Below are 22,803 nucleotides of genomic sequence, written 5' to 3' on the forward strand. Positions count from 1 at the left end.
CGTGGGCCTGCGCGACCCGGGGTTCAGCGGCTGACGGCGACCTGCTCCAGCGCCTTGCGCAGCGGCTCCCAGCCCCGGGAGCGCCGGATGCCGAGGTTGCGGGCCTTCACCAGCGGACGCCAGAACGGCGCCTGGACCAGCGTCTCGGGGGTCACCGCCTGCACCCGCTCCAGGATCGCCTCGGGCACCTTCTGCGGGTCGGGTACCTCGAACTCGGCGATGATCTCGTCGTACTTCTCGTCCAGCACCGTGTTGTCCGGGTCGGCGCCGAAGACGACGAGCTGACCGGTGGGCTGCGTGTCGACCAGGACGGTGACCAGGTCGGGGCGGTAGCGGTTGAGGATCTCCACCACCTTGTAGACGTCACCGGTCCAGGCGCCGGTGTGCCGGTCGCGGGCGGCCTCGTCGATGTTGCGCGGCAGCATGTCGTCGAGGACGATCACGCTCCCCCAGTCGGAGTGCTTCTCCACGTTCATGAAGTCGCGCAGCGCGTACTCGAACAGGTGCATGCCGTCGATGAACGACAGGTCGAGGGTGGTGCCCCGCCAGTAGCCGATCGGGCTGCGGCCGCGGCGCAGGTTGCGCACCGGGTGCCGGCCGCCCTTGAGGTGCGCGAGGGGGTTCTCGCGGGCGAAGAAGTCGTCACTGGTGGCCTTCACCAGGTGGACGTCGCAGCGGATCTCGCTGACCACCTTGAAGGCGGGGTCGATGGCGATGCTGGGGACGCGGGACAACGTCAGGCTGCGGCCGTCGTTGACGCCGATCTCCAGGTAGTTGCGGTTGGCGCTGACCTTGTGCAGCTCCCGGAGGAACTCGTGGCGTTTCACGCGGGTGACTCCTTGCGGATCCGGGGAAGGGCTTCGGGCAGGGCGGAACGCCAGTCACGCAGCGGCGGCAGGCCCAGGTGCTGCCAGCGGCCGTGCGCGAGGGCGCTGTAGGCGGGTCGGGGTGCGGGCCGGACGAAGGCCGCGCTGCCGACGGGGCGCACCCGGTCCGGGTCGGCCCCGAGGAGGCGGAACACCTCGCGGGCCAGGTCGTACCAGGTGGTCTCGCCGGAGTTGGTGGCGTGCAGGATACCGCTCGCGTCCGTGCCGATCCGGGGGCCGAGGTCGGCGACGCGCTCGGCGACGTCCGCGCTCCAGGTCGGCTGCCCGCGCTGGTCGTCGACGACGTCGACGGTGTCACGACGGGCTTCGAGTTCGGTCATCGTACGGACGAAGCTGCGTCCGTGCACGCCGTACAGCCACGCGGTGCGCAGGACGACACTCGCGCCGGGGAGTTCCCGCAGCACGGCGCGTTCCCCGGCGAGCTTGGTGCGGCCGTACGCGGTGCGGGGTGCGGGCTCGTGGTCCTCCGGGTAGGGGGTCGTGCGGGCCTCGCCGGAGAAGACGTAGTCGGTGGAGACGTGGACCAGCCGGGCGCCCTGTCCGGCGGCGGCACGGGCCAGCAGGCGCGGGCCGTCGCCGTTGATCGCGAGGGCGCGTTCCTCGTCGGTCTCGGCGTCGTCGACGGCGGTGTGGGCCGCGCAGTTGACCACGATGTCGGGCCGGTGCTCGGCGAAGGCGTCCTCGACGGCGTCGGGCCGGGTGATGTCGAGGGCCGCACGGTCCAGGCCGGTCACCTCTTCGCCGCGGCCACGGAGTTCCTCGACGACGTCACGGCCGAGCATGCCGCCGGCGCCGGTGACCAGCCACCTCATGACAGTCCCTGCGCGCGTCGCTTCAGGGGCTCCCACCAGGCGCGGTTGTCCCGGTACCAGGCGACTGTGTCGGCGAGCCCGGCCGCGAAGTCGTGCCGGGGCCGGTAGCCCAGCTCGTCGCGGATCTTCGTCCAGTCGACGGAGTACCGCAGGTCGTGGCCCTTGCGGTCGGTGACGCGGTCGACGCGGTCCCAGTCCGCGCCGCAGGCTTCGAGGAGCAGGCCGGTCAGCTCCTTGTTGCTGAGCTCGGTGCCGCCGCCGATGTTGTACACCTCGCCCGCGCGGCCCCTGGTGCGTACCAGTTCGACGCCCTGGCAGTGGTCCTCGACGTGCAGCCAGTCGCGGACGTTGAGGCCCTCCCCGTACAGCGGGACGTTCTTCCCGTCGAGGAGGTTGGTGACGAACAGCGGGATGACCTTCTCGGGGAACTGGTGCGGCCCGTAGTTGTTGGAGCACCGGGTGACGCGCACGTCCAGCCCGTGGGTGTGGTGGTATGCCAGGGCCAGCAGGTCGGAGGAGGCCTTGGAGGCGGAGTACGGGGAGCTGGGCCGCAGGGGGTGCTCCTCGGGCCAGGATCCCTGCTCGATGGAGCCGTAGACCTCGTCGGTGGAGATGTGCACGAAGGTCCGCACGCCCTGGCGCAGGGACGCGTCCAGGAGGGTCTGGGTACCCACCACGTTGGTGAGGACGAAGTCGTCCGCGCCGGAGATCGAGCGGTCCACGTGCGACTCGGCGGCGAAGTGCACGACCTGGTCGGCGTCCGCCGTCAGCTTGTCGACGAGTTCGGCGTCACGGATGTCGCCCTGCACGAACTCCAGCCGGGGATGGTCGAGTTCGAGGTTGTCGAGGGTGCCGGCGTAGGTGAGCTTGTCCAGCACGGTGATGCGGGGGGCGTCGGGTTCGTCGGACGCGAGGAGCGTTCGCACGTAGGTGGAGCCGATGAACCCGGCGGCTCCGGTGACGAGGAGGTTCATGAATGGATCTGCACCTTGCTGTGATCTCCGAGGACGAGACGGTGGGCACTGGGCACGCTGGGCGCCGGGGTCACCTCGACATGGCGGCCGATCAGCGAGGCCTCGATCCTGCCCACGCCACAGATCGACGAGTCCCGCAGCACGATCGAGAACTCCAACTCGCTGTCGGTGATCCGGCAGTTCTCCGCGACAGAGGTGAAGGGGCCGACGTAGGAGTCACTGACCACTGTGCCGGAGCCGATGACGACCGGCCCGACGACACGCGAGTTCGAGATGCGTGCTCCCTCCTCCAGCACAACCCGCCCGATGGTCTCGGAACGCTCGTCGACCTCGCCGTCGATGCGGCGGTCCAGGGTCTCCAGGACCCGCCGGTTCACCTCCAGCATGTCCTCGACGTTCCCGGTGTCCTTCCAGTAGCCGTTGATGACCGTGGAGCGGACGTCACGCCGGTTGTCGATGAGGTGCTGGATGGCGTGGGTGATCTCCAACTCGCCCCGCCAGGACGGTTCGATCGCGCGCACTGCCTCATGGATCAGCGGCGTGAACAGGTACACGCCGACCAGGGCGAGGTCGCTGCGGGGGTGCTCGGGTTTCTCCTCCAGGCCGATGACCTGCCCGTCCGGGCCGAGTTCGGCGACGCCGAAGGACCGCGGGTCGGGTACCTGGGTGAGCAGGATCTGGGCGTCGGGCCGGTTGCCGCGGAACTCGTCGACGAGGTCGCTGATGCCGCCGACGATGAAGTTGTCGCCGAGGTACATGACGAAGTCGTCGTCGCCGAGGAAGTCCCGGGCGATCAGTACCGCGTGGGCGAGTCCCAGCGGCCGTTCCTGGGGGATATAGGTGATCTCCAGCCCGAACTTCGAGCCGTCCCCGACGGCCTCCTGGATCTCCGCGGCGGTGTCCCCGACGATCATGCCCACCTCGGTGATCCCGGCTGCCGCGATGGACTCCAGGCCGTAGAAGAGGACGGCCTTGTTCGCCACGGGGACCAGCTGTTTGGCGGAGGTGTGCGTGATCGGTCGCAACCGGGTGCCGGCGCCCCCGGACAGCACGAGTGCCTTCATCTGCTTCACCTTAGTGCGTTGCCCGACGTACGGGGAACGCACCATGGCGGTGGGGCAGCTCGTCGGTCAAGAAGACGACATGACGGGCGGGAGGGTTCAGTCCTCGCCCCGGAAAATGTTCTGCTCGGAGCCGGTCTGCGCCGGGCGGGGCGCGCTGGTCTCCTCGACCGCCGGGAGGCAGGTACGCAGAGCACGGACGCCGCGCAGGCGGCGGGCCCTCGACCAGCCCGTCTCGGGCCTGCGGACTACTGGTTGCTCACTTGTCTGCGCGGTCACGGCGCTTCATCTTCCTTCTGTGTGCCGTCCTGCCTCCGGCCCACTGCGGACCGGGGCGGCTTCGTCCTTCGGTGCCGTGCATCCGGGTCCCCACCGACGGCCCGCGCAAACCCGTGGTGTCGAACGTCCGAGCGGGTCCGGGATGTACCCGATCAGGTGCTCAGGTGAGGGGCCGGGGGGCGGCCGGGCGTTGTCACCCGGTCAGTGCGATCTCGCTCCACACCTGTTTTCCGCCGCTGACGGGCACGGCCCCCCAGGCCGCCGACATGGCTTCGACGAGGAGGATGCCGCGGCCGCCGGTGGCCTCCCAGCTGATGCTGGTCGGCTTCACGGGGGTGCGCGGGGAGGAGTCGGCGACGGCTACGCGCAGCAGGTGGTTGACGCGGGTGAGGTCGAGGCGGACCCGGCCGTCGGTGTGCACCAGGGCGTTGGTCACGAGTTCGGAGACGACGAGGAGGACGGTGTCCAGGGCGTCGTCCGGGACGCCCCAGGCACGCAGGGTGCGGCGGGTGAACCGGCGGGTGTGTCCTACCGCCTGGGGGACGCGCCACACCGTCCAGCTCTCGCGTTGCGGGCGGGAGGCCATGCCGTCGTAGCGGACCAGGAGCAGGGCGACGTCGTCGCTGCGGCGCGCGTTGCCGAGCAGGGCGTCGGCCACCAGTCCGAGGTCGGCGGTGTCGCAGGCGGCCAGATCGCCGGCGAGGCGTTCCATGCCCTCGTCGATGTCGGCCTCCACGGACTCGACCAGGCCGTCCGTGGTCAGCGCGAGGACCGTCCCGGGTTGCAGCCTGAGGGGGCTCATCGGGAAGTCGGCCTGGGTCAGCACGCCGAGCGGCGGTCCGCCCTCCGCTTCGGCGATCTCCGTTGCGCCGTCCGGGTGACGCAGCACCGGTGGCAGGTGACCGGCGCGTACGCACCAGGCGGAGCCCTCCTCCAGGTCGACGTCGACATAGGCGCAGGTGGCGAAGAGGTCGGTCTCCAGGTCCGCGAGGAGCCGGTTGGCGCGCGAGACCACCACGTCGGGCGGGTGGCCCTCCACGGCGTAGGCGCGCAGCGCGGTCCGCATCTGGCCCATGAGGGTGGCCGCGCCCGCGCTGTGGCCCTGGACGTCGCCGATGACGAGGGCGACATGGTTGTCGGGCAGCGGGATGACGTCGTACCAGTCGCCGCCGAGTTCCAGACCGGCGGTGCTCGGCAGATAGCGGGTGACGGCGACCGCACCGGGCAGCTCGGGCAGCCGGCGGGGCAGCAGCTGGCGCTGGAGCATGCCGACGAGTTCGTGCTCGGCGTCGAAGGCGTGGGCGCGCATCAGGGCCTGCCCGGCCAGACCCGCGGAGGCGGTGAGCAGGGCGCGTTCGTCGGGGCCGAAGTCGTGCGGGGCGTCCCAGCCGATCAGGCAGGCTCCGGCCATGCGGCCCACGGCGGGCAGGGGCAGTACGGCCAGGCCGCCGGGGCCGACGTCGGCGAGGGCGGGCTCCAGGACGGTCCCGGCGGGCCAGATCTGGGCGCGGCCCTCGCGCAGGGCGGCGGCGAGGGTGGGCATCGTGCGCACCGGGGCGTCGGGCCACTCGCTGCGCCACTCCCGGCGCCACAGATCGGGCCAGGCCTCCTGTTCGGGCGGGTCTAGGACGGTGACGACGAGCCGGTCGTTCTCCAGCTCGGCGAGCGCGATCCGGTCGGCCCGCAGCGGGCCCCGCAGCGCGGAGACCACCGCCTGGCCGACGTCGCGGACCGTGCCGGCGATGGCGAGGGCCGCGGCCAGGCGCTGTACCCGGGCCACGTCGGTGACGTCGGAGCGCAGCTTGGAGGCGTCACTGACGGTGCCCACCAGACGTACCGGCCGCCCCTCGCCGCCCGGCACGAGGCGCCCGCGCAGCCGCAGCCACTTCGGCGGGCCGGAGGGCTGCAGCACCCGGAACTCCAGCTCACGATCGCCGATGGACATGTGGTCGGCCTCGACGACGGACATCAGCGAGGGCAGGTCCTCCGGCACGGTCAGCCTGAGCAGCGTCTCGACCTTGCCGTCGAATTCCTCGGCGTCCTCGGCACCGAATCCGAACAGCTCCAGGACCTCCTCCCCGACCTCCACCCGGCCGCTGTCCATGGAGAGGCTGAAGGCGCCCGAGGGCAGCTCGACGCCCTCGGCGGGCTGGGCCAGGGCGGGGTGGGAGACGGCGTCCGCGATCAGTTCGAGGCAGGCTCGCTCGTCGGGTTCGAAGCCGGCCTGCTCCTCGCTCACGGCGAGCAGGCAGGCCCCGCCGCCGTCGCCCCGCACGGGCAGCGCCGCCAGGAAGAACTCCCGAGGCCCGGCCCGCCGGGACTCCGGGCAGTCGGCGAGTTCGTCCGGGCCGAGCCACACCGGCCGCCCGGCGCGCAGGGCCTCGGCCACCGGGGAACGGCCGGCGCGCGGATAGCTGTCGCGCAGCCCGTACAGCCTCCTCGGCAGGCCGACCGACTCCACCAGGCACAGCGGGTCGCCGCCCTCTCCCGTGGCGTACACGGCGGCGAAGCTCGCCCCGGCGAAGACGAGCGCCAGTTCGAGTACATGGCGCAGCCGTTCGGGTGAGTCGGGATCGGCCGTGAGCGTTTTCAGCACAACTTCGGCATGCGGCGTTCGCCTTCCTCCGTCCGCAGCGCCCTCACTGACCACATTCGCCATTACAGCGCGTATGCGGCACCCGCGCAGCCCCTGTGGGCGGTCCGTGGAGTCCACGGGGGCACCGGCGTTCGAAACGGACCGAACATGACTTGACGCATGCGTTCCGCACGGCGAGCTCGTGACAGCCGTGACTGTCCGTCGCCACCCCCTCACTGAAAGGCTCTAGCCGTCGCCACGGGAGGGGGACGCATGGACAAGCGGTACGAGGTGTACGCGCTCGCCGACAGACACTTCTACGAGACGCCGGACCGGCTGTCCGTGGGAGGACAGGAGGCGGCGCCCGGGTACGAGACGGCACGGCGCCCGGTGCCCGAGGGGTGGGACGCGGCGCGGATCGGCGACTGGCTCACGCTGACGCCGCTCGACGCGGACGGCTCGCCGGTGTCCGGCCCGGCGCAGGGCTGGAAGATCCACGCCTCGGCCACCCGGGCGAACGCCGAGGAGATCGCCGCGATCGTGTGGGACTACTGCGTGCCCCGGCGCATCCCGTTCAAGTTCGTGCCCGGCCCGCACCTGCTGCACCTGCGCAACACCAAGTACGCGGGCCGCGACAGCAGCGGCAAGTTCGTCACCGTGTACCCGGCCGACGAGGAGCAGCTGCACCTCGTCCTGCGTGAGCTGGGCGATCTGCTGAAGGGCTACGAGGGGCCGTACATCCTCACCGATCTGCGCTGGTACGACGGTCCGCTGTACGTCCGTTACGGCGCGTTCGCGCGTACCTTCGTCGTCGACGAGCGCGGTTCGCTGGTGCCGGCGGTGCGGGACGGCGAGGGCCGGCTGGTGCCGGACCGGCGGGCGCCGTCGTTCCAGGTGCCGGAATGGGTGACCCTGCCGGCGTTCCTGGAGCCGCATCTGGCGGCCCGGAACACCACGACGGTGGGCGAGCTGCCGTACCGGATCGAGAAGGCGCTGCACTTCTCCAACGGCGGCGGGGTCTACGCGGGCACCGACTCCCGGGACGGCAGCAAGGTCGTCCTGAAGGAGGGACGGCCGCACGCGGGGCTGGCCTCCGACGGGGCCGACGCGATCGCCCGCCTGGAGCGGGAGAAGTACGCCCTGGAGCAGGTGTCGGGGACGGGTGTGGTGCCGGAGGTGCGGGACTGGTTCACCCTCGGCGACCACCGCTTCCTGGTCATGGACTTCCTGGAGGGCCGCCCGCTCAACTCGTTCTTCGCCGAGCGGCACCCGCTGCTGACCGCGGATCCCGATCCGGCGGCGGTGACCGCGTACGCGGCGTGGGCGGTGCGGATCCACGGGGCGGTGGAACGGGCCGTGCGGGCGGTGCACGAGCGCGGGATCGTCTTCAACGACCTGCATGTCTTCAACATCATGGTGGCGCCCGACGAGGAGTCGGTGTCGCTGCTCGACTTCGAGGCCGCGGCCCCCGTCTCCGAGCAGGGCCGCCAGGTGGTGGCGCACCCGGGGTTCTTCGCCCCGCCGGACCGCACGGGCGTCGACGTCGACCGCTACGCGCTGGCCTGCCTGCGGCTGGCCCTGTTCCTGCCCGTCACCACGCTGTTCGTGGTCGACCGCGGGAAAGCGGCCCACCTGGCAGAGGTGATCGCCCGTCAGTTTCCGGATGTACCACGGGAGTTCCTCGACGAGGCGGTCGCGGAGATCACCCGGGACGTGGACGCGCGCACGTCGCAGTCCGCCGCCTCCCCCGTGGAGCGGGTCTCTCCCATGAAGCGCGTCTTTTCCGTGGACGCCGCCTCGTTCGTGGACCCCGGGGACTGGCCCTACAGCCGTGACTCGATGGTCAAGGCGCTGCTCGCCTCGGCCACCCCGGAACGCGACGACCGGCTCTTCCCCGGTGACATCGCCCAGTTCTCCGACGGCGGTGGGCTCGGCCTCGCGCACGGAGCGGCCGGTGTGCTGTACACACTGGACGCGGTCGGCGCCGAGCGGTACGAGGAGGGCGAGCGCTGGCTCCTCGCCCGCACCGCGCCGCCACCCGCGGGCACACCGCTGGGCCTGTACGACGGTCTCGCGGGCGCCGCCCACGTCCTGGACCGGCTCGGCCACCGGCAGCGGGCCCTCGACCTGGTCGACCAGATCCTGCGGGAACGGTGGCAGAACCTCTCCTCCGACCTGCACGGCGGACTGGCCGGTCTCGGCCTGGTCCTCGGTGAACTGGCCCGCACGACCGGTGAACCGGAGCTGCGTGAGCGTGCGGCGGAGGCCGCCGACCTCCTCGTACGACGGCTCACGGAGCCGCTGCCGGACACCCCACGGCGACGGCGGGCGGGGCTGCTGCGGGGTGCGAGCGGGCCCGCGCTGTTCCTGCTGCGGCAGTACGAACTCACCGGCGAGCGACGGCTGTTGACAGCGGCGGGGGTGGCGCTGAGCCGGGACCTGGAGTGCTGCGCGACCCGCGAGGGCGGCGCGCTGGAGGTCGACGAGGGCTGGCGGACCCTGCCCTACCTCGGCGACGGCAGCGTGGGCATCGGGATGGTGTTGGACGACTGGCTCGCCCAAATCACCGACACCGACGGGGAGTTCGCCGACGTCGTCGACGCCTTCGAGCGGGCCCGCGCCGGCGTACTGACGGCCGCCACCTCACGCTTCTACGCACAGCCCGGCCTCTTCCAGGGCCGCGCCGGGATGATCCTGCACCTCGCCCGGACCGGCACGCCGGGCGCCGATACCGAACGGCTCGGCGCACAGATCGCCGGGCTCGGCTGGTTCGCGATGTCCTACCAGGGCCAACTCGCCTTTCCCGGGCATCAGATGATGCGGTTGTCGATGGACCTGGGCACCGGAACGGCAGGGTGCCTGCTCGCGCTCGGCGCGGCCCTCGACGCCCGGGAATCCGCTCACCTGCCGTTCCTGCCGCCGCTCGGGCGGCCCCCACAGCACGGTTCCGCAGACCTGTCGGAGTCGTGATTCAACCCCGTCCCCACGGACGACACAGAAGGAGAAACGACATGGCACTTCTCGACCTGCAGACGATGGAGTCCGACGAGCACACCGGCGGCGGCGGCAACAGCACGCTGAGCCTGCTGTCCTGCATCAGCGCGGCCAGCGTTCTGCTCTGTCTCTGACGATCGTCTCAGGGCTCCGGGCGGTCCGCTCCCACGGGGGAGGGACCGCCCGGTGTCCCTTCTTTCTGCCTCTGCCCTTTCCGCTTCTCCGCTCTTGCGCTTTCCGCTTCTCCGCTCTTCCGCTATTCCGCTCTTCCGCTATCGGATGCGAGGCCAGCAGCCGCATGACGACTCGGAACGCCGACTCCGCGGTGCCTTTCGGAGCGCTCGGCCGGGACGCCACCAGGCACAGCGGCGGCCGCTGTGTGGTGCTGTGCCTGGTGAGCACGGCCGCGACCGGGGCCGCACTGCTGCTGCCGACCGCCCTGGGCCGGGCCCTCGACCTGCTGCTCGCAGGGGCCCCGGCGAGCCGCTGGGTGCTGTACTGCGTCGGCCTCGTCCTGCTGCTCGCCGTTCTCGACGCGTGCCAGACCGTACTGAGCGGCACCGTGGACGCCCGGACCACCGCCTGGCTGCGGCGTCGGCTCACCGGACACGTCCTGGCCGTCGGCCCACGATCGGCGGCCCGCTTCGGGTCCGGTGACCTGGTCGCCCGTCTGGTCGGTAACGCCGCACAGGCCGGAACGGCACCGGCCGCGCGCGCCGCACTGCTCGCCGCACTCGCCGGACCGGTCGGCGCGCTGGTGGCGCTGGCCCTGCTCGACCCGTGGCTCGCGGCCGTGTTCCTCGCCGGAGCTCCGGTGCTCGCCGTGTTGCTGCGCACCCTGGCCCGGGACACCACGGAGTGCGTGACCCGCTACCAGGAGGTGCAGGGGCGCATCGCGTCCGCGCTCGCGGAGGCCCTCGGCGGCCACCGCACGATCCAGGCAGCCGGTACGGCGGACCGGGAGACGGCACGGATCCTGCGGCCGCTGCCCGAACTGTCCCGCTCCGGCCACCGGATGTGGCAGGTGCAGGGGCGGGCCGCCGGGCAGGCCGTCGCCGTGGCCCCGCTGCTCCAGCTCGGGATCGTCGCCGTGGCCGGCGTTCTGCTCGCCCGGCATCGGCTGACGGTCGGTGAGGTGCTCGCCGCGTCCCGGTACGCCGTGCTCGCCGCCGGCGTCGGTGTGCTCGTCGGACAGCTCTCGGGCCTGGCCCGGGCCCGTGCGGCGACCAGACGCCTCGGCGAGCTCCTGACGGAACCCGCGCCCGCCTACGGATCCCGACGTCTGCCTACCGGCCCGGGCCGACTGGAGCTGCGCGGTGTGGTCGCCCGGCGCGGCGGGCGGGCAGTGCTCGACGGCGTCGACCTGCTGGTGCCGGGCGGGACGGCCCTCGCGGTGGTCGGCCGGTCGGGCGCGGGCAAGTCGCTGCTCGCCGCGGTCGCCGGGCGGCTCACCGATCCGGACGCCGGGGAGGTGCTGCTGGACGAGGTGCCGCTGCGTGAACTGACCCACGCCGAGCTGCGCCGCTCGATCAGTCACGCCTTCGAACGCCCCGCGCTGCTCGGCGCCACCGTCGAGGACGCGATCGGGCTCGGCCTGGCCTCCCCCTCCCCCGCCCGCATCCGGGACGCGGCCCGTACGGCTCGCGCGGACGACTTCGTCCGCCGTCTGCCCGACGGCTACGCCACCGCCGTCGCCGACGCGCCACGTTCCGGAGGCGAGTCCCAACGTCTGGGCCTGGCAAGGGCGTTCGCCCACGGCGGCCGGCTGCTCATCCTCGACGACGCCCTCTCCAGCCTCGACACGGTGACCGAGGCGCACATCACCCGGGCCCTGGTGGGCGACGGCCCGGGCACCACCCGGCTCCTGATCGCCCACCGCGCGGCGACGGCGGCGCGCGCGGACCTGGTGGCCTGGCTGGACGGGGGGCGCGTGCGAGCGGTGGGACCGCACGAGGAGCTGTGGCGGGATGCGGGCTATCGGGCGGTGTTCGGGGAGGGGGACGGGCCTGGGGCGCCCTCGGGGGGCGACGAGCTCCGCGCACCCGGCGCGCCCGGTGCGCCCGGTGCGCCCGGAAAGGCGGTGGCGTCGTGACCGAGGGGCTGTTCCGGCTCGGGCTTCGCTTCCTGCGGGACAGGCGGCGGGTTCTCGGACGGCTCGGGGGCTGGTCCGTGCTGGAGACCGGGCAGACCTTCCTCACCGGGTACGCGCCCGCGCGCGCCCTGGACGAGGGATTCCTGGCCGGACGGACGGAGACCGGGCTCGGCTGGCTCGCGGTGGCCGGGATCGGGGTGGTCGTCGGCGCGTACGGTACCGCCCGGGTGTACGCGGCGGTGGCCGCGCTGGTGGAACCGCTCCGGGACCGGCTCGTCACCCGGGTCGTGGCGCGCGGGGTGCGGGAGGCGGACGGCGGGGCGCTGTCCGGGCTCACCCAGCAGGTGGAGATCGCCCGGGACACCTTCGCCGGGCTGGTGATGGTGTCGCGTTCCTTCCTGTTCACCACGGTCGGCGCGCTCGTCGGCCTGTTCTCGCTCGACCCGCTGCTCCTGCTGGTCGTAGGCCCTCCGCTGCTCGCCGGAGCGTCCCTGTTCGCGGCGACGCTCCGCCCGCTGGCCCGCCGCCAGGAGACGTTCCTCGTCGCTGACGAGGCGCTGGCCGACGGTCTCGGGACCGTCTGTCCGGGCCTGCGGGACATCACCGCGACCGGCGCCGAGCAGCAGATCGCGGCAGGGACGGGTGACCGGATCGACGCCGAGCTGCGGGCCGCGCGCTCACTGGCCCGCTGGAGCGTGCTGCGGGTGGCTTCCCTCGCGCTCGGCGGCCAGCTGCCGATCCTGCTGCTGCTCGCCGCCGCGCCCTGGCTCCTCGCCCACGGTGTCACCACGGGCGCCCTGGTCGGCGCCCTCGCCTACGTCACCCAGTCCCTCCTTCCCGCCCTGCGCGACCTGGTGCACGGCCTGGGCACCAGCGGCTCCCGCCTGGTGGTGGTACTGCGACGACTGGTCCGGGACAGCAGCGCCGCACCGGACGCGAACAGCCACGGACGGCCGGTTCCCGACGGGCCCACCGCGGACCCCGTCACGGATCTCCCGGTTCTCCCGGCGCCCTCGGGGCTCCCCGGCCCACCCGGCCCCCCGACACCGCCACCCCACCCCGCCCTGTCCCTCACCTCCATCGCCTTCGCCTACGGCCCGCACAGCGCGCCCGTCGTCGAGGACCTCGACCTCATGCTTCCGTCCGGCGGGCACCTGGCCGTGGTGGGTCCGAGCGGCATCGGGAAGTCCACGCTCACCGCACTGGTCGCCGGACTGCTCACCCCCCGCCGCGGCACGATCCGTATCCACGGGAAGCCGGTCCCAGGACCGGACGCCGCCGCGCTGCGGGTGCTCGTCCCGCAGGAGGCCTACGTCGTCACCGGCACCCTCGCCGAGAACCTCGATCTGTTCCGGCCGGATCCCGTCCCCGAGCGGGAGCTGCTCGCCGCGGCGGAGGCGGTCGGACTGCTCCCGCTGCTCGACGCGCTCGGCGGGCCCTCGGCCCCGGTGGATCCGGCGGCGCTGTCCGCGGGTGAGCGGCAACTCGTCGCCCTGACCCGGGCCTATCTGTCGTACGCCCCGCTCGCCCTGCTCGACGAGGCCACCTGTCACCTGGACCCGGTGGCGGAGGAACGAGCCGAGCGGGCCTTCGCGGCGCGCCCGGGCGGCACCCTGGTCGTCGTCGCCCACCGCATCAGCTCGGCCCGGCGGGCCGAGCGGGTGCTGGTCATGGACGGGCGGCACACGGCGTACGGCACCCATGACGAGCTGGTACGCCGCTCGACGCCGTACCGCGAACTGGTCGGCGGCTGGACGCCCGGGTGGCCGGAGCGGTCACAGCCAGCCCTCTCCCTGCGAGATCCGGATCGCGTCGATGCGGTTGCGGGCCCCGGTCTTGCGGGTGATGGCCGCCATGTAGTTGCGCACGGTCCCGTGGGACAGGTGCAGGTTCCCGGCGATCTCCGCGACGGAGGCTCCCTCCGCCGCGAGGGTTAACACACTGAGCTCTCTTCGGGTCAGCGGCATCTGCGCGGCCTTGAGGAAACCGAAGCCGAGCGAGTCGTCGACGAAACGTTTCCTCTCGGCGACCAGCCGGATTCCGCGGACCAGGTTCTCCGGCGAGCCCTCCTTGGCGACGTAGCCGAGCGCCCCCGCCTCGGCAGCCCGCTTCAGCAGTCCGGGCCGGTTCGCGGAGGCCAGCACGAGCAGCCCCGGCGAGAGGGGGTCCGGGCCCCGCACGGAGAGGTCGCCGAGCGGCGGGATGCCGTAGGTGTCCGAGCACTCCAGGTCGGCCGCGCAGACGTCCGGGCGGACGGAGCGCACCCGGTCGCGCGCGCCGCGCCACGGGGTGTCGAACACCCGCAACTCCGGGTCCCGGCACAACCATTCCGCCAGTACCGATCGCATCAGACACTCGTCGTGCACCAGAAGCACCCGGATCACTGCCACCCCTTCAGCTCGCCGTACACCCATTCATGGTGGGGAACGCGTGCCCCATTGTTCGCGCCCCTGCCCCTTCGTGAGGGCGGAGAATCGGCCATCAGGGGGCGCGGGGGCGCATGCACGGCGCCCGCGCACTTCCGCGCACATCGAATGTGGGGGCATGTGCCGGGCGCAACGGGGTAGTCACGGCGTCTTACCGTGCCCGGGTACGGGTTTCGGCCTCCCGCGGCCGGTCTCGGACAGCCCGGCTGGGCCCTCGCCGTGCACGACGGGCCGCCAAGGGGGAGATTTGATCCCACAGACCCGTCGCGCGGGCCCTGCGAGGAGGTGGTCGGCGTGTCCGAGGGGCAGACGTCCGCCCACCCGCCGGTGAGCGCCAGGACCCGCGTCGGCCGACCGCTGCTGTCGCTGGCGCTCACTGCGATGATGGACGAGGTCCACGCGCACTCCGGCGCGGTCTACCTGCTGGCGCCCGACGGCAAGGTGCTGGAGATGGCGGTGATGGCGGGACTGCCCCGGGCGTTCGCCGCGCCCTGGGAACGGGTCGGGCTGAGCGCGCCGATCCCGGTGGCCGAGGCGGCCCGGGAACGGCGGCTGGTGTGGGTCGGCGGGGAGCAGGAGATGGCGGCCCGCTTTCCGCGGATCGCGGTGGTGCTGCCGTATCCCTTCGCGCTGGCCGCCGTTCCCGTCGCCACCGAGTCGAAGGTGTACGGGTCGGTGTTCGTGACCTGGCCCGGGGCACATCCGCCGGAGCTGTCCGACCGCGAGCGGGACCATCTGACGGCATCCTGCGACCGGCTCGCCGTGCGGCTGGAGCGGGCCGCCGAGGAGAGCGTCCCGCCGCACACCGAACAGGACCTGCCCGCCGCGCCCGCGCTGGGCGGCGCGGCGGCAACGCTCGGCACCGTGGAGGCCGCGCGGATGGTGGCGCGACTGCCGTACGGGCTGTGCTCGCTGGATCTGCACGGCCGGATCACCTTCGCCAACACGGCCGCGGCCGAGCTGATCGGCGTCCCGGCCCGTGATCTGCTCGGTTCCCAGCTGTGGGCTTCGGTGCCCTGGCTCAACGACCCGGTGTACGAGGACCGATACCGGGCCGCGCTGATCAGCCAGCACAGCACGTCGTTCGTGGCGCTGCGGCCGCCCGGTGAGTGGCTCTCGTTCCGGATGTATCCGAGCACGAACGGGCTGAGCGTGCGGATCAGCCGGGCACGGGCCGTGGCGGAGATGGAGCGGTCCGGACCGTTGCCCGGCGACGCCTCGCCCCGGCTGGTCACCATCTCCCAGGTGCTGAGCCTGGCCGGCGCGCTCACCGAGGCGGCAGGCGTGCAGGACGTGGTGCAGCTGGTGGCGGACGAGATCGCGCCCGCCGTGGGCAGTCACGCCCTGGTGCTCCTCGGGTCCCGGGCGGGCCGGCTGCAGGTGCTGGGGCATCGCGGATACCCGGATCCGCACGTGGTGGAGCGGCTCGACGGGCTGCCGCTGACGGAACGAACCCCGGGCACGCACGTCCTGGCCAACGGGGTGCCCGGCTTCTTCGAGTCCCGGGAGCAGGTCGAGCGCCTGTACCCGGGTCGGCACGAGCCTCCCGACGACTTCGCCGCCTGGGCGTACCTACCCCTGATCGCCTCCGGCCGCCCGGTGGGCATCTGTGTGCTGGCCTATCCCGAGCCGCACCCCTTCCCGGCGGACGAGCGGGCGGTGCTGAACAGTCTGGGCGGGCTGATCGCCCAGGCGCTGGAGCGGGCGATGCTCTACGACGCCAAGCAGCAACTCGCGCACGGTCTGCAGGAGGCGCTGCTGCCGCACTCGGTGCCGTCGTTGCCGGGCATCGAGGCGGCGGCGCGCTATCTGCCGGCCACGCAGGGCATGGAGATCGGCGGTGACTTCTACGACCTGGTGCCGACGCGGGGACTCGCGGCGGCCGTGATCGGGGACGTGCAGGGCCACAACGTGACCGCGGCGGGACTGATGGGGCAGATCCGTACCGCAGTACGTGCCTACACCGCGGTCGGGCAGCCGCCGGCGGAGGTCATGCGCAGCACCAACCGGCTGCTGATCGACCTCGGCTCCGATCTGTTCGCCAGCTGTCTGTATCTGCGGCTCGACCCGGGGCGGGGGCGGGCCGTGATGGCCCGGGCGGGGCATCCGCCGCCGCTGCTGCGCCGACCGGACGGGCGGGTACGGGTGCTCGACCTGGCGGGCGGACCGCTGCTGGGCATCGACGGCACTGCCACCTATCCGACGACGGAGGTGAGCCTGGCCCCCGGCTCCGTCCTCGTCCTCTACACCGACGGTCTGATCGAGTCGCCCGGCGTCGACATCGAGGACGCGCTCGCGGATCTCGGGCGCCGCCTGGCCGGGGCCGGGGACCGGCCGCTGGACGGGCTGGCCGACGACCTCGTCCGGCACAGCGCGGCCACCCGCGAGCGAGTCGACGACGTGGCCCTGCTGCTGCTGAGGGCCCACCGGGCCGACTGACCCGGACGCACGCGTCTCGCGGGCCGGGCGGCCGCCGCGTAGTTCTCAGGGGGCGGCTCGCACACCGACGCCCCTCGTCCGGCACCCGAGCGGGTGCGGGACGAGGGGCGTCATGAAACGGACCGGTCCGGCCCTTCCGCCGAAGGGCCGGACCGGTCCCCACCGGCCGGAACCCGCGGTTGGGGCCGGGGTGGGTTCGCACTGTCGAGAGCGGCTCAGTGGGGGCGAACCGCTATCGACTCGGCCGGCGGGGCCGAGGCGGCCGGACTGGGGGTCCGGACCGCCGTCGGCTGCGGGATCAGTGGGACTCGTTCAGACCCGAGCCGCCCTCGACACCGTTGTTCTGGCCCGTTCCGGTCTGGTCACCGGCTCCGGCCTCTTCCCCGGCTCCGGCTTCCTCACCGGCACCGGCTTCCTGACCGGCTCCAGCTTCCTCGCCGCCGACCTCCTGGCCGGCTCCGGCCTCTTCCCCGGCTCCGGCTTCCTCACCGGCACCGGCTTCCTCACCGGCTCCGGCCTCCTGACCCGCACCGGCTTCCTCACCGGCACCGGCCTCGCCACCGCCGGCCGCGTCACCCGCGCCACCGGCCTCGTCACCCGCGCCACCGGCCTCGTCACCCGCGCCGCCGGCCGCGTCGCCCGCGCCGAGCGTCGCGCCGACCGCCTCCAGCGCGGTGGTGACCGGCTGGAAGAAGGTCTCGCCGCCGGCCGTGCAGTCACCGCTGCCGCCGGAGGTCAGGCCGATGGCCGCACCGTCCTGGGTGAACAGCGAGCCGCCGCTGTCGCCGGGCTCGGCGCAGACGTCGGTCTGGATGAGCCCGGTGACGGTGCCCTCCGGGTAGTTCACGGTGGCGTCGAGTCCGAGGACCTGACCGTCGTTGAGCCCGGTGGTGCTGCCCATCCGGGACACTGCCTGGCCGACCGCGGCCTCCGCGGCCTGCGAGATCTGGACGGTCTGTCCGCCACCGACGTTGACCTCACTGGCGGCCACGGTCGCCGGGTCGTCGTACTTCACGAGCGCGAAGTCACCGTCGCCGGGGAAGGTCGCCTGGTCGACGGTGGCGATCGGCTCGCCGGTCTCCGAGTCCGACCACTGCTCGGCGGCGACACCGCAGTGACCGGCCGTCAGGAACGCGGGGCTGCCGTCGCCCGCGGTGACGTTGAAGCCGAGGGAACAGCGCGCGCCGCCGCCGAAGATGGCGTCACCGCCGGAGACGAACGTCTTGAAGGTGCCGGCCGACTTCTTGATGGTGGCCATGTTCGTGCCGAGACCGTCGACGGTCGACGTCAGTCTGTCCCACTTGGCACCGGTCACCGTGCTGTCGGCGGTCACCAGGAGCTTGTTCGTCTTCGGGTCGACGGCCCAGGAGGTGCCCGGGATGGTCGCCTTGGCCTTCAGGGTCTGCGCGCCGGCCTCGAGTTCGGGGAGGCTGTTCTCGACCTCGCGGACCTTGGCGCCGGCCTTCTCCGCCTGGACGATCACGTTGTTGTTGTCGCCCGATATGACGTTGACGACGAGCTGCTTGCTGTCGGATTCGTAGTAGGAACCGGCGAAGGCGTCACCGAGCAGACCTGCGAGCTGCGAGGCGAGGTCCGAGGCATCCGCCGCCTTCAGAGTCTTCGGCGCGGCGGCGGCGTCGTTCGAAGCGCCGTCCTGGGACGCGTTGGCGTTGGGGAGCAGAATCGCGGCTGCTCCGAGCGCCACTACGCCGCCCGCCGCGATAGCGGCCTTGCGCTTCGGAATTCGCTTGTGACTCAAACTTCTCGACCTCCTGAGGGACCGGAGTCCGGTGCCTGGTGCGGCAGTTGATGGGGCGCCTGGATGGCTGGAGGTACGCACGGGGTACGCGGGGCGTTCAATTCCGTTTTCAATCTTCTGGCGCACGACACCGAATCGGCCATGGCCGGCACCCACCGGTCAGGCGTGGAGGACAGCCCCCCATATCCCGATGACAACCGCCGAAACCGACAAGGCCCTCGCCGCCGACTTCGCCCTTTGCGTTCCCGAATCGAGCACACACATCGAGGAGTTGGCCGATGACCGCTCGGCGGCGCGTCCTCCCAGGTCGGACCGGATGCCCCGAGAGGGCGGCGGGGCGCTGGGGCGGGTTCCGGCGGCCACCGTCGGCACCGCGGCCGTGATCGCCGTGACGGCGGCCCGGGGCGTCGTCGCACCGATACCGACGGTGCGGCGATCGGCATCCTGCCGGCGTTCGACGGTGGGTACGGATGTCTTGATCGAAGCGGTTGCCATCGAGCCGGGGCCGTATGAACGTCCTCCGCATCGCGACACCGGCGAGCTCGCTCCGCGCGCGTCCGAGCTGACAGGGCCGTCCGGTTGACACGTCGTCCGGACCGACACGGCCACCCCGGCTGACACCTCGTCCGGACTGACACGGCCGTCCCGGCTGACACCTCGTCGGGTCGACACGACCGTCCGCACTGACACGGTCGGCGACACGTCGGCGACGCTGGGTCGCGATCGTGGCGCTGAATCCTCCCTCCAGGGAATCTCCACACCGACCACCCGAGGTGATCACCTCGCGGGACAGTTCCGCACATGCCCGGGACACGGGGCGCCCCTTGGGCGCGGAGTGTCGGATTCGCCCCCGGGGCCGCAAGCGCTCGTATGGATGAAAGCCGCCCACCATGTGAAGAAGTCGCCACCAACAGGTGCGCACACCTGCACCGAACGGTGCTTGTGAGTCACAAGTGCGCTGGTGAGGCGGGTGGTTGATTGGAAGCGCGGACCCGTCGCGTGCTTTGATCCATCGCACCGCAGGGACCGCCAAGGGTTCTTCGGCAACGGGTGCCCGGCACCTGCGGTCGCGGCGGTTCCTCTGTCCCCCAGAGGGGGCCGCTCCCCCCTTGTGAATACCCATATGAAGGGAAGTTCCCCCATGAACTCCACCCCCCAGGTTGCGACCGTCGAGATCTCCGACGCCGAGCTGGACAACGTCTCCGGCGGCCTGGCCGTCAACGCCCTCGGCACCGTCACCGGCCTGGTGGACGGCGTTGCCCCGGTTTCCGGTCTGGTCAACACCGCTGTCGGCACGGTCGAGGGCGCCACTGGCCTGAACACCGCCCCGGTCACCGACCTGGTCGCCGGCGTCTGATCGCACTTTCTGTGATCCTTCAGTCCCGGAGCCGCTCTGCGGTTCCGGGACTCTCGGGTGCTCCGACCCAGCCGGCTCGCGCGAGCCGGTCCTCTCTCTTTCGCTGGTGAGGGAAAGTTCCGTGCAGTTCCGCCAACAGGCCCTCGCCAAGCTCCAGTCGCCCGAAGAGCTGGACCTTCCGGTGCGCTACGCCCGCCCCCAGGGCTGGCTCGTGCTGGCCGTGACGGTGGTCGTGATGGCGGCCGCTTGTGTGTGGGCGGTCACCGGCTCGGTGGCCTCGACGGTGAGCGCGCCGGCGATCCTCACGCACGGGCAGGGCAGTTACATCCTGCAGAGCCCGGTCGCCGGCCAGGTGACCGAGGTCGTCGCCGAGCAGGGCCAACGGCTGCCTGCCGACGCGCCCGTACTGCATGTCCGTACGGCCGACGGCGTGACCGTGGTCCGCACGGTCGCCGCGGGCCGGATCACCGGGCTCGCCGCGACCATCGGGCAGATCATCCAGACCGGCGCGAACGTCGCCTCCGTGGAGAAGATCGCCCGCACCTCCGACCCCCTCTACGCGACGGTGTACGTACCCGCCGAGAACGCTGCCTCCATCCCGGCGGACGCCGCCGTGGACCTGACCGTCCAGTCGGTGCCGACGCAGGAGTACGGCGTGCTGCACGGTCGGGTGAAGACGGTGGACCGTTCCGCCCAGTCGGCGCAGCAGATCTCCGCGTTCCTCGGCGACAGCCAGCTCGGCGAGCAGTTCACCAAGGACGGCAGGCCGGTGGCCGTGCTGGTGAAGCTGGACAAGTCGTCAGGCACGAAGAGCGGTTACGAGTGGTCGTCCGCGGACGGGCCGCCGTTCGCCCTCACCTCCATGACGTCGGCCACGGGTTCGATCCGGCTGGCCGATCAGCATCCCGTCGATTGGCTGCTGCCGTGACCACCGCGCAGGACACCCGCGGCAGGCGCCGTGCCGCGCCGCCGAAGCGCCCCGTACCCAAGGGCAAGGCGAAGACCGTCCGTACGCCCACCGTGCTCCAGATGGAGGCGGTCGAGTGCGGCGCCGCCTCCCTCGCGATGGTGCTGGGCCACTACGGCAAGCACGTCCCGCTGGAGGAGCTGCGCATCGCGTGCGGTGTGTCCCGGGACGGGTCGCGGGCCAGCAACCTGCTGAAGGCGGCCCGCAGTTACGGCCTGACCGCCAAGGGCATGCAGATGGACACGGCCGCCCTCGCCGGGGTGCGGACGCCGGCCGTGCTGTTCTGGGAGTTCAACCACTACGTCGTCTACGACGGGATGGGCCGCCGCTTCGGCCGCCGGGGCGTGTACATCAACGACCCCGGCAAGGGCCGCCGCTTCGTGCCCATGGAGGACTTCGACGGCAGCTTCACCGGTGTGGTGCTGGTGATGGAGCCCGGCGAGGACTTCACCCGGGGCGGACGCAAGCCCGGTGTGCTGGGCGCGATGCCGGCCCGGTTGCGCGGCACCGCGGGCACCATGCCGGCGGCGGTGCTGGCGAGCCTGCTCCTTGTGCTGGTCGGCGCGGCGGTGCCCGCGCTCAGCCGCACCTACATCGACATGTTCCTGATCGGGGGCCAGACCTCCCTGCTCGGCGTGCTGTTCGCGTCGATGGGGGCGTCCGTGCTGCTCACCCTTGTGCTGACCTGGTTGCAGCAGGCGAACCTGCTGCACGGCCGCATCATCTCCTCCACCCTCTCCAGCGCCCGCTTCCTGCGCCATCTGCTGCGGCTGCCGGTGACCTTCTTCTCCCAGCGCAGCCCCGCCGACCTGGTGCAGCGCCTGCAGTCGAACGACCAGGTGGCCGAGACCCTGGCCCGCGACCTCGCGGCGGCGGGCGTCGACGCGGTGGTCGTCGTCCTGTACGCGGTGCTCCTCTACACCTACGACCCGCAACTGACCTATGTCGGCATCGGCGTGGCCCTGCTGAACGTGGTGGCCATGCGGGTCGTCATCAAGCTGCGCGCCACCCGTACGGCGAAACTGCGCGCCGACAGCGCCCGGCTCACCAACACCGCCTACACCGGGCTGCAGTTGATCGAGACGATGAAGGCGACCGGCGGTGAGGACGGCTACTTCCGCAAGTGGGCGGGGCAGCACGCGACCACGCTGGAGGAGCAGCAGCGGCTCGGCGTGCCGAGCGCCTGGCTGGGCGTGGTCGCGCCGACGCTGGCGTCGCTGAACAGTGCGCTGATCCTGTGGATCGGCGGGATGCGGGCGGTGGAGGGCGGCATCTCGGTCGGTCTGCTGGTCGCGTTCCAGGCGCTGGTCACCCGCTTCACCGCCCCGATCACCCGTCTCAACGGTGTCGCGGGCCGCATCCAGGACTTCGCCGCCGACGTGGCCCGGTTGAAGGACGTGGAGAACTTCCAGGCCGATCCGCTCTACGGCCGTCCCGGCGGCGGCGAGTCGACGCGCCGTCTGCAGGGCCATGTGGAGCTGGAGAACATCAGCTTCGGCTACAACCCGCTGGACAAGCCCCTGCTGTCCGGCTTCGACCTGACCGTGGGCCCGGGCCGGCAGGTCGCGCTGGTCGGCGGTTCGGGCAGCGGTAAGTCGACGGTGTCCCGGCTGATCTCGGGCCTGTACACCCCATGGGAGGGCGTGATCCGCATCGACGGGCAGCGTCTGGACGACATTCCGCGCGGGGCGCTCGCGGCGTCCGTCTCCTTCGTCGACCAGGACGTGTTCCTCTTCGAGGGCTCGGTCCGCGACAACGTGGCGCTGTGGGACCCGTCGATCCCGGACGACGCGGTGGAGGACGCGCTGCGGGACGCCGCCCTGTACGACGTCGTGGTGCGGCGACCGGGCGGCATCCACAGCAAGGTCGAGCAGGACGGGCGCAACTTCTCCGGCGGTCAGCGGCAACGCCTGGAGATCGCGCGGGCGTTGGTGCGCCGGCCCAGCATCCTGGTGCTCGACGAGGTGACCAGCGCGCTGGACGCGGAGACCGAGCTGATCGTGATGGACAACCTGCGCAGGCGTGGCTGTGCCTGTGTGGTGATCGCGCACCGGCTCAGCACCGTGCGCGACAGCGACGAGATCGTCGTACTGCAGCACGGCACGATCGTGGAGCGCGGGCGGCACGAGGAGCTGGTGGCGCGCGGTGGCGCGTACGCCGAGCTGGTCAGGGAGCGGTGAG

General features: G+C 72.2%; 16 protein-coding genes and 1 pseudogene. 9 read left to right on the forward strand and 8 right to left on the reverse strand.

The annotated features are described in order from the left end of the window. Positions 1 to 23: 23 nt before the first annotated feature. The 6 genes from ABZ027_RS25105 to ABZ027_RS25130 all read right to left on the reverse strand — a co-directional run bounded on the left by ABZ027_RS25105 (position 24) and on the right by ABZ027_RS25130 (position 6,672). The gene (locus ABZ027_RS25105; RefSeq protein ID WP_356772010.1) at positions 24 to 827 is read right to left on the reverse strand and encodes a class I SAM-dependent methyltransferase; all 804 of its coding nucleotides are present in this window, start codon (positions 825 to 827) and stop codon (positions 24 to 26) included. Next, entirely contained in the window at positions 824 to 1,699 is an 876-nt protein-coding gene (gene rfbD, locus ABZ027_RS25110; protein WP_356772011.1) for a dTDP-4-dehydrorhamnose reductase, read from the reverse strand. The genes ABZ027_RS25105 and rfbD overlap by 4 nt, the downstream gene beginning before the upstream one ends. Further along, entirely contained in the window at positions 1,696 to 2,673 is a 978-nt protein-coding gene (rfbB, locus tag ABZ027_RS25115) for a dTDP-glucose 4,6-dehydratase (RefSeq protein WP_356772013.1), read from the reverse strand. Before rfbB ends, rfbD begins: the two co-directional genes overlap by 4 nt. Next, entirely contained in the window at positions 2,670 to 3,737 is a 1,068-nt protein-coding gene (locus tag ABZ027_RS25120; RefSeq protein WP_356772015.1) for a glucose-1-phosphate thymidylyltransferase, read from the reverse strand. Before ABZ027_RS25120 ends, rfbB begins: the two co-directional genes overlap by 4 nt. A gap of 96 nt (positions 3,738 to 3,833) precedes the next feature. Next, positions 3,834 to 4,013, reverse strand: a complete 180-nt coding sequence (locus tag ABZ027_RS25125; protein WP_356772017.1) for a hypothetical protein — start codon at positions 4,011 to 4,013, stop codon at positions 3,834 to 3,836. 193 nt (positions 4,014 to 4,206) lie between these two features. Further along, entirely contained in the window at positions 4,207 to 6,672 is a 2,466-nt protein-coding gene (locus tag ABZ027_RS25130) for a SpoIIE family protein phosphatase (protein ID WP_356772021.1), read from the reverse strand. A gap of 189 nt (positions 6,673 to 6,861) precedes the next feature. Here ABZ027_RS25130 and lanKC point away from each other — a divergent pair, with 189 nt between their 5' ends. The 4 genes from lanKC (at position 6,862) to ABZ027_RS25150 (ending at position 13,611) form a co-directional block, all read left to right on the forward strand. Further along, positions 6,862 to 9,558 carry a class III lanthionine synthetase LanKC gene (gene lanKC, locus ABZ027_RS25135; RefSeq protein WP_356772023.1) on the forward strand — a complete coding sequence of 899 codons (2,697 nt, stop codon included), beginning with the start codon at positions 6,862 to 6,864 and terminating at the stop codon, positions 9,556 to 9,558. 41 nt (positions 9,559 to 9,599) lie between these two features. Further along, positions 9,600 to 9,716, forward strand: coding sequence for a SapB/AmfS family lanthipeptide (locus ABZ027_RS25140; RefSeq protein WP_356772025.1), 117 nt, complete (start codon positions 9,600 to 9,602; stop codon positions 9,714 to 9,716). A gap of 164 nt (positions 9,717 to 9,880) precedes the next feature. Continuing rightward, entirely contained in the window at positions 9,881 to 11,674 is a 1,794-nt protein-coding gene (locus tag ABZ027_RS25145) for an ABC transporter ATP-binding protein (protein ID WP_356772027.1), read from the forward strand. Continuing rightward, positions 11,671 to 13,611: an ABC transporter ATP-binding protein gene (locus tag ABZ027_RS25150; RefSeq protein WP_356772029.1), complete on the forward strand. Its 1,941-nt coding sequence runs from the start codon at positions 11,671 to 11,673 to the stop codon at positions 13,609 to 13,611. Before ABZ027_RS25145 ends, ABZ027_RS25150 begins: the two co-directional genes overlap by 4 nt. Here ABZ027_RS25150 and ABZ027_RS25155 read toward each other — a convergent pair. Further along, positions 13,534 to 14,088 (reverse strand): annotated as a pseudogene (locus ABZ027_RS25155) (response regulator transcription factor); the annotation flags it as partial. The gene ABZ027_RS25150 and the pseudogene ABZ027_RS25155 overlap by 78 nt on opposite strands. A 297-nt stretch (positions 14,089 to 14,385) precedes the next feature. On the opposite strand from ABZ027_RS25155, the gene ABZ027_RS25160 reads away from it, so the two are divergent. Beyond that, complete coding sequence (locus tag ABZ027_RS25160; RefSeq protein ID WP_356772031.1) at positions 14,386 to 16,539, forward strand: SpoIIE family protein phosphatase; 2,154 nt, start codon at positions 14,386 to 14,388, stop codon at positions 16,537 to 16,539. A gap of 298 nt (positions 16,540 to 16,837) precedes the next feature. Here the strand turns inward: ABZ027_RS25160 and ABZ027_RS25165 are convergent, their stop codons facing one another. After that, positions 16,838 to 18,298 (reverse strand): S1 family peptidase, encoded by a 1,461-nt coding sequence (locus ABZ027_RS25165; RefSeq protein WP_356772033.1) that lies wholly within the window; start codon positions 18,296 to 18,298, stop codon positions 16,838 to 16,840. A 190-nt stretch (positions 18,299 to 18,488) separates the two neighbouring features. On the opposite strand from ABZ027_RS25165, the gene ABZ027_RS25170 reads away from it, so the two are divergent. The 4 genes from ABZ027_RS25170 to ABZ027_RS25185 all read left to right on the forward strand — a co-directional run bounded on the left by ABZ027_RS25170 (position 18,489) and on the right by ABZ027_RS25185 (position 22,802). After that, positions 18,489 to 18,881 carry a thioesterase gene (locus ABZ027_RS25170; RefSeq protein WP_356772034.1) on the forward strand — a complete coding sequence of 131 codons (393 nt, stop codon included), beginning with the start codon at positions 18,489 to 18,491 and terminating at the stop codon, positions 18,879 to 18,881. Between the two features lie 558 nt (positions 18,882 to 19,439). Continuing rightward, entirely contained in the window at positions 19,440 to 19,655 is a 216-nt protein-coding gene (locus ABZ027_RS25175) for a type A2 lantipeptide (RefSeq protein ID WP_356772036.1), read from the forward strand. A gap of 121 nt (positions 19,656 to 19,776) precedes the next feature. Then, the gene (locus tag ABZ027_RS25180; protein ID WP_356772038.1) at positions 19,777 to 20,583 is read left to right on the forward strand and encodes an HlyD family efflux transporter periplasmic adaptor subunit; all 807 of its coding nucleotides are present in this window, start codon (positions 19,777 to 19,779) and stop codon (positions 20,581 to 20,583) included. Beyond that, positions 20,580 to 22,802 carry an NHLP family bacteriocin export ABC transporter peptidase/permease/ATPase subunit gene (locus ABZ027_RS25185; RefSeq protein WP_356772040.1) on the forward strand — a complete coding sequence of 741 codons (2,223 nt, stop codon included), beginning with the start codon at positions 20,580 to 20,582 and terminating at the stop codon, positions 22,800 to 22,802. The genes ABZ027_RS25180 and ABZ027_RS25185 overlap by 4 nt, the downstream gene beginning before the upstream one ends. Position 22,803 lies beyond the last annotated feature (1 nt).

This window comes from Streptomyces sp. NPDC006332 (assembly GCF_040612855.1).
Classification (GTDB): Bacteria; Actinomycetota; Actinomycetes; order Streptomycetales; family Streptomycetaceae; genus Streptomyces.

Coding starts and splice junctions, on each gene's coding strand:
- rfbD (WP_356772011.1), bottom strand. CDS start 1,699: ATGAGGTGGCTGGTCACCGGCGCCGGCGGCATGCTCGGCCGTGACGTC.
- rfbB (WP_356772013.1), bottom strand. CDS start 2,673: ATGAACCTCCTCGTCACCGGAGCCGCCGGGTTCATCGGCTCCACCTAC.
- ABZ027_RS25120 (WP_356772015.1), bottom strand. CDS start 3,737: ATGAAGGCACTCGTGCTGTCCGGGGGCGCCGGCACCCGGTTGCGACCG.
- ABZ027_RS25130 (WP_356772021.1), bottom strand. CDS start 6,672: ATGGCGAATGTGGTCAGTGAGGGCGCTGCGGACGGAGGAAGGCGAACG.
- lanKC (WP_356772023.1), top strand. CDS start 6,862: ATGGACAAGCGGTACGAGGTGTACGCGCTCGCCGACAGACACTTCTAC.
- ABZ027_RS25140 (WP_356772025.1), top strand. CDS start 9,600: ATGGCACTTCTCGACCTGCAGACGATGGAGTCCGACGAGCACACCGGC.
- ABZ027_RS25145 (WP_356772027.1), top strand. CDS start 9,881: ATGACGACTCGGAACGCCGACTCCGCGGTGCCTTTCGGAGCGCTCGGC.
- ABZ027_RS25170 (WP_356772034.1), top strand. CDS start 18,489: ATGACAACCGCCGAAACCGACAAGGCCCTCGCCGCCGACTTCGCCCTT.
- ABZ027_RS25175 (WP_356772036.1), top strand. CDS start 19,440: ATGAACTCCACCCCCCAGGTTGCGACCGTCGAGATCTCCGACGCCGAG.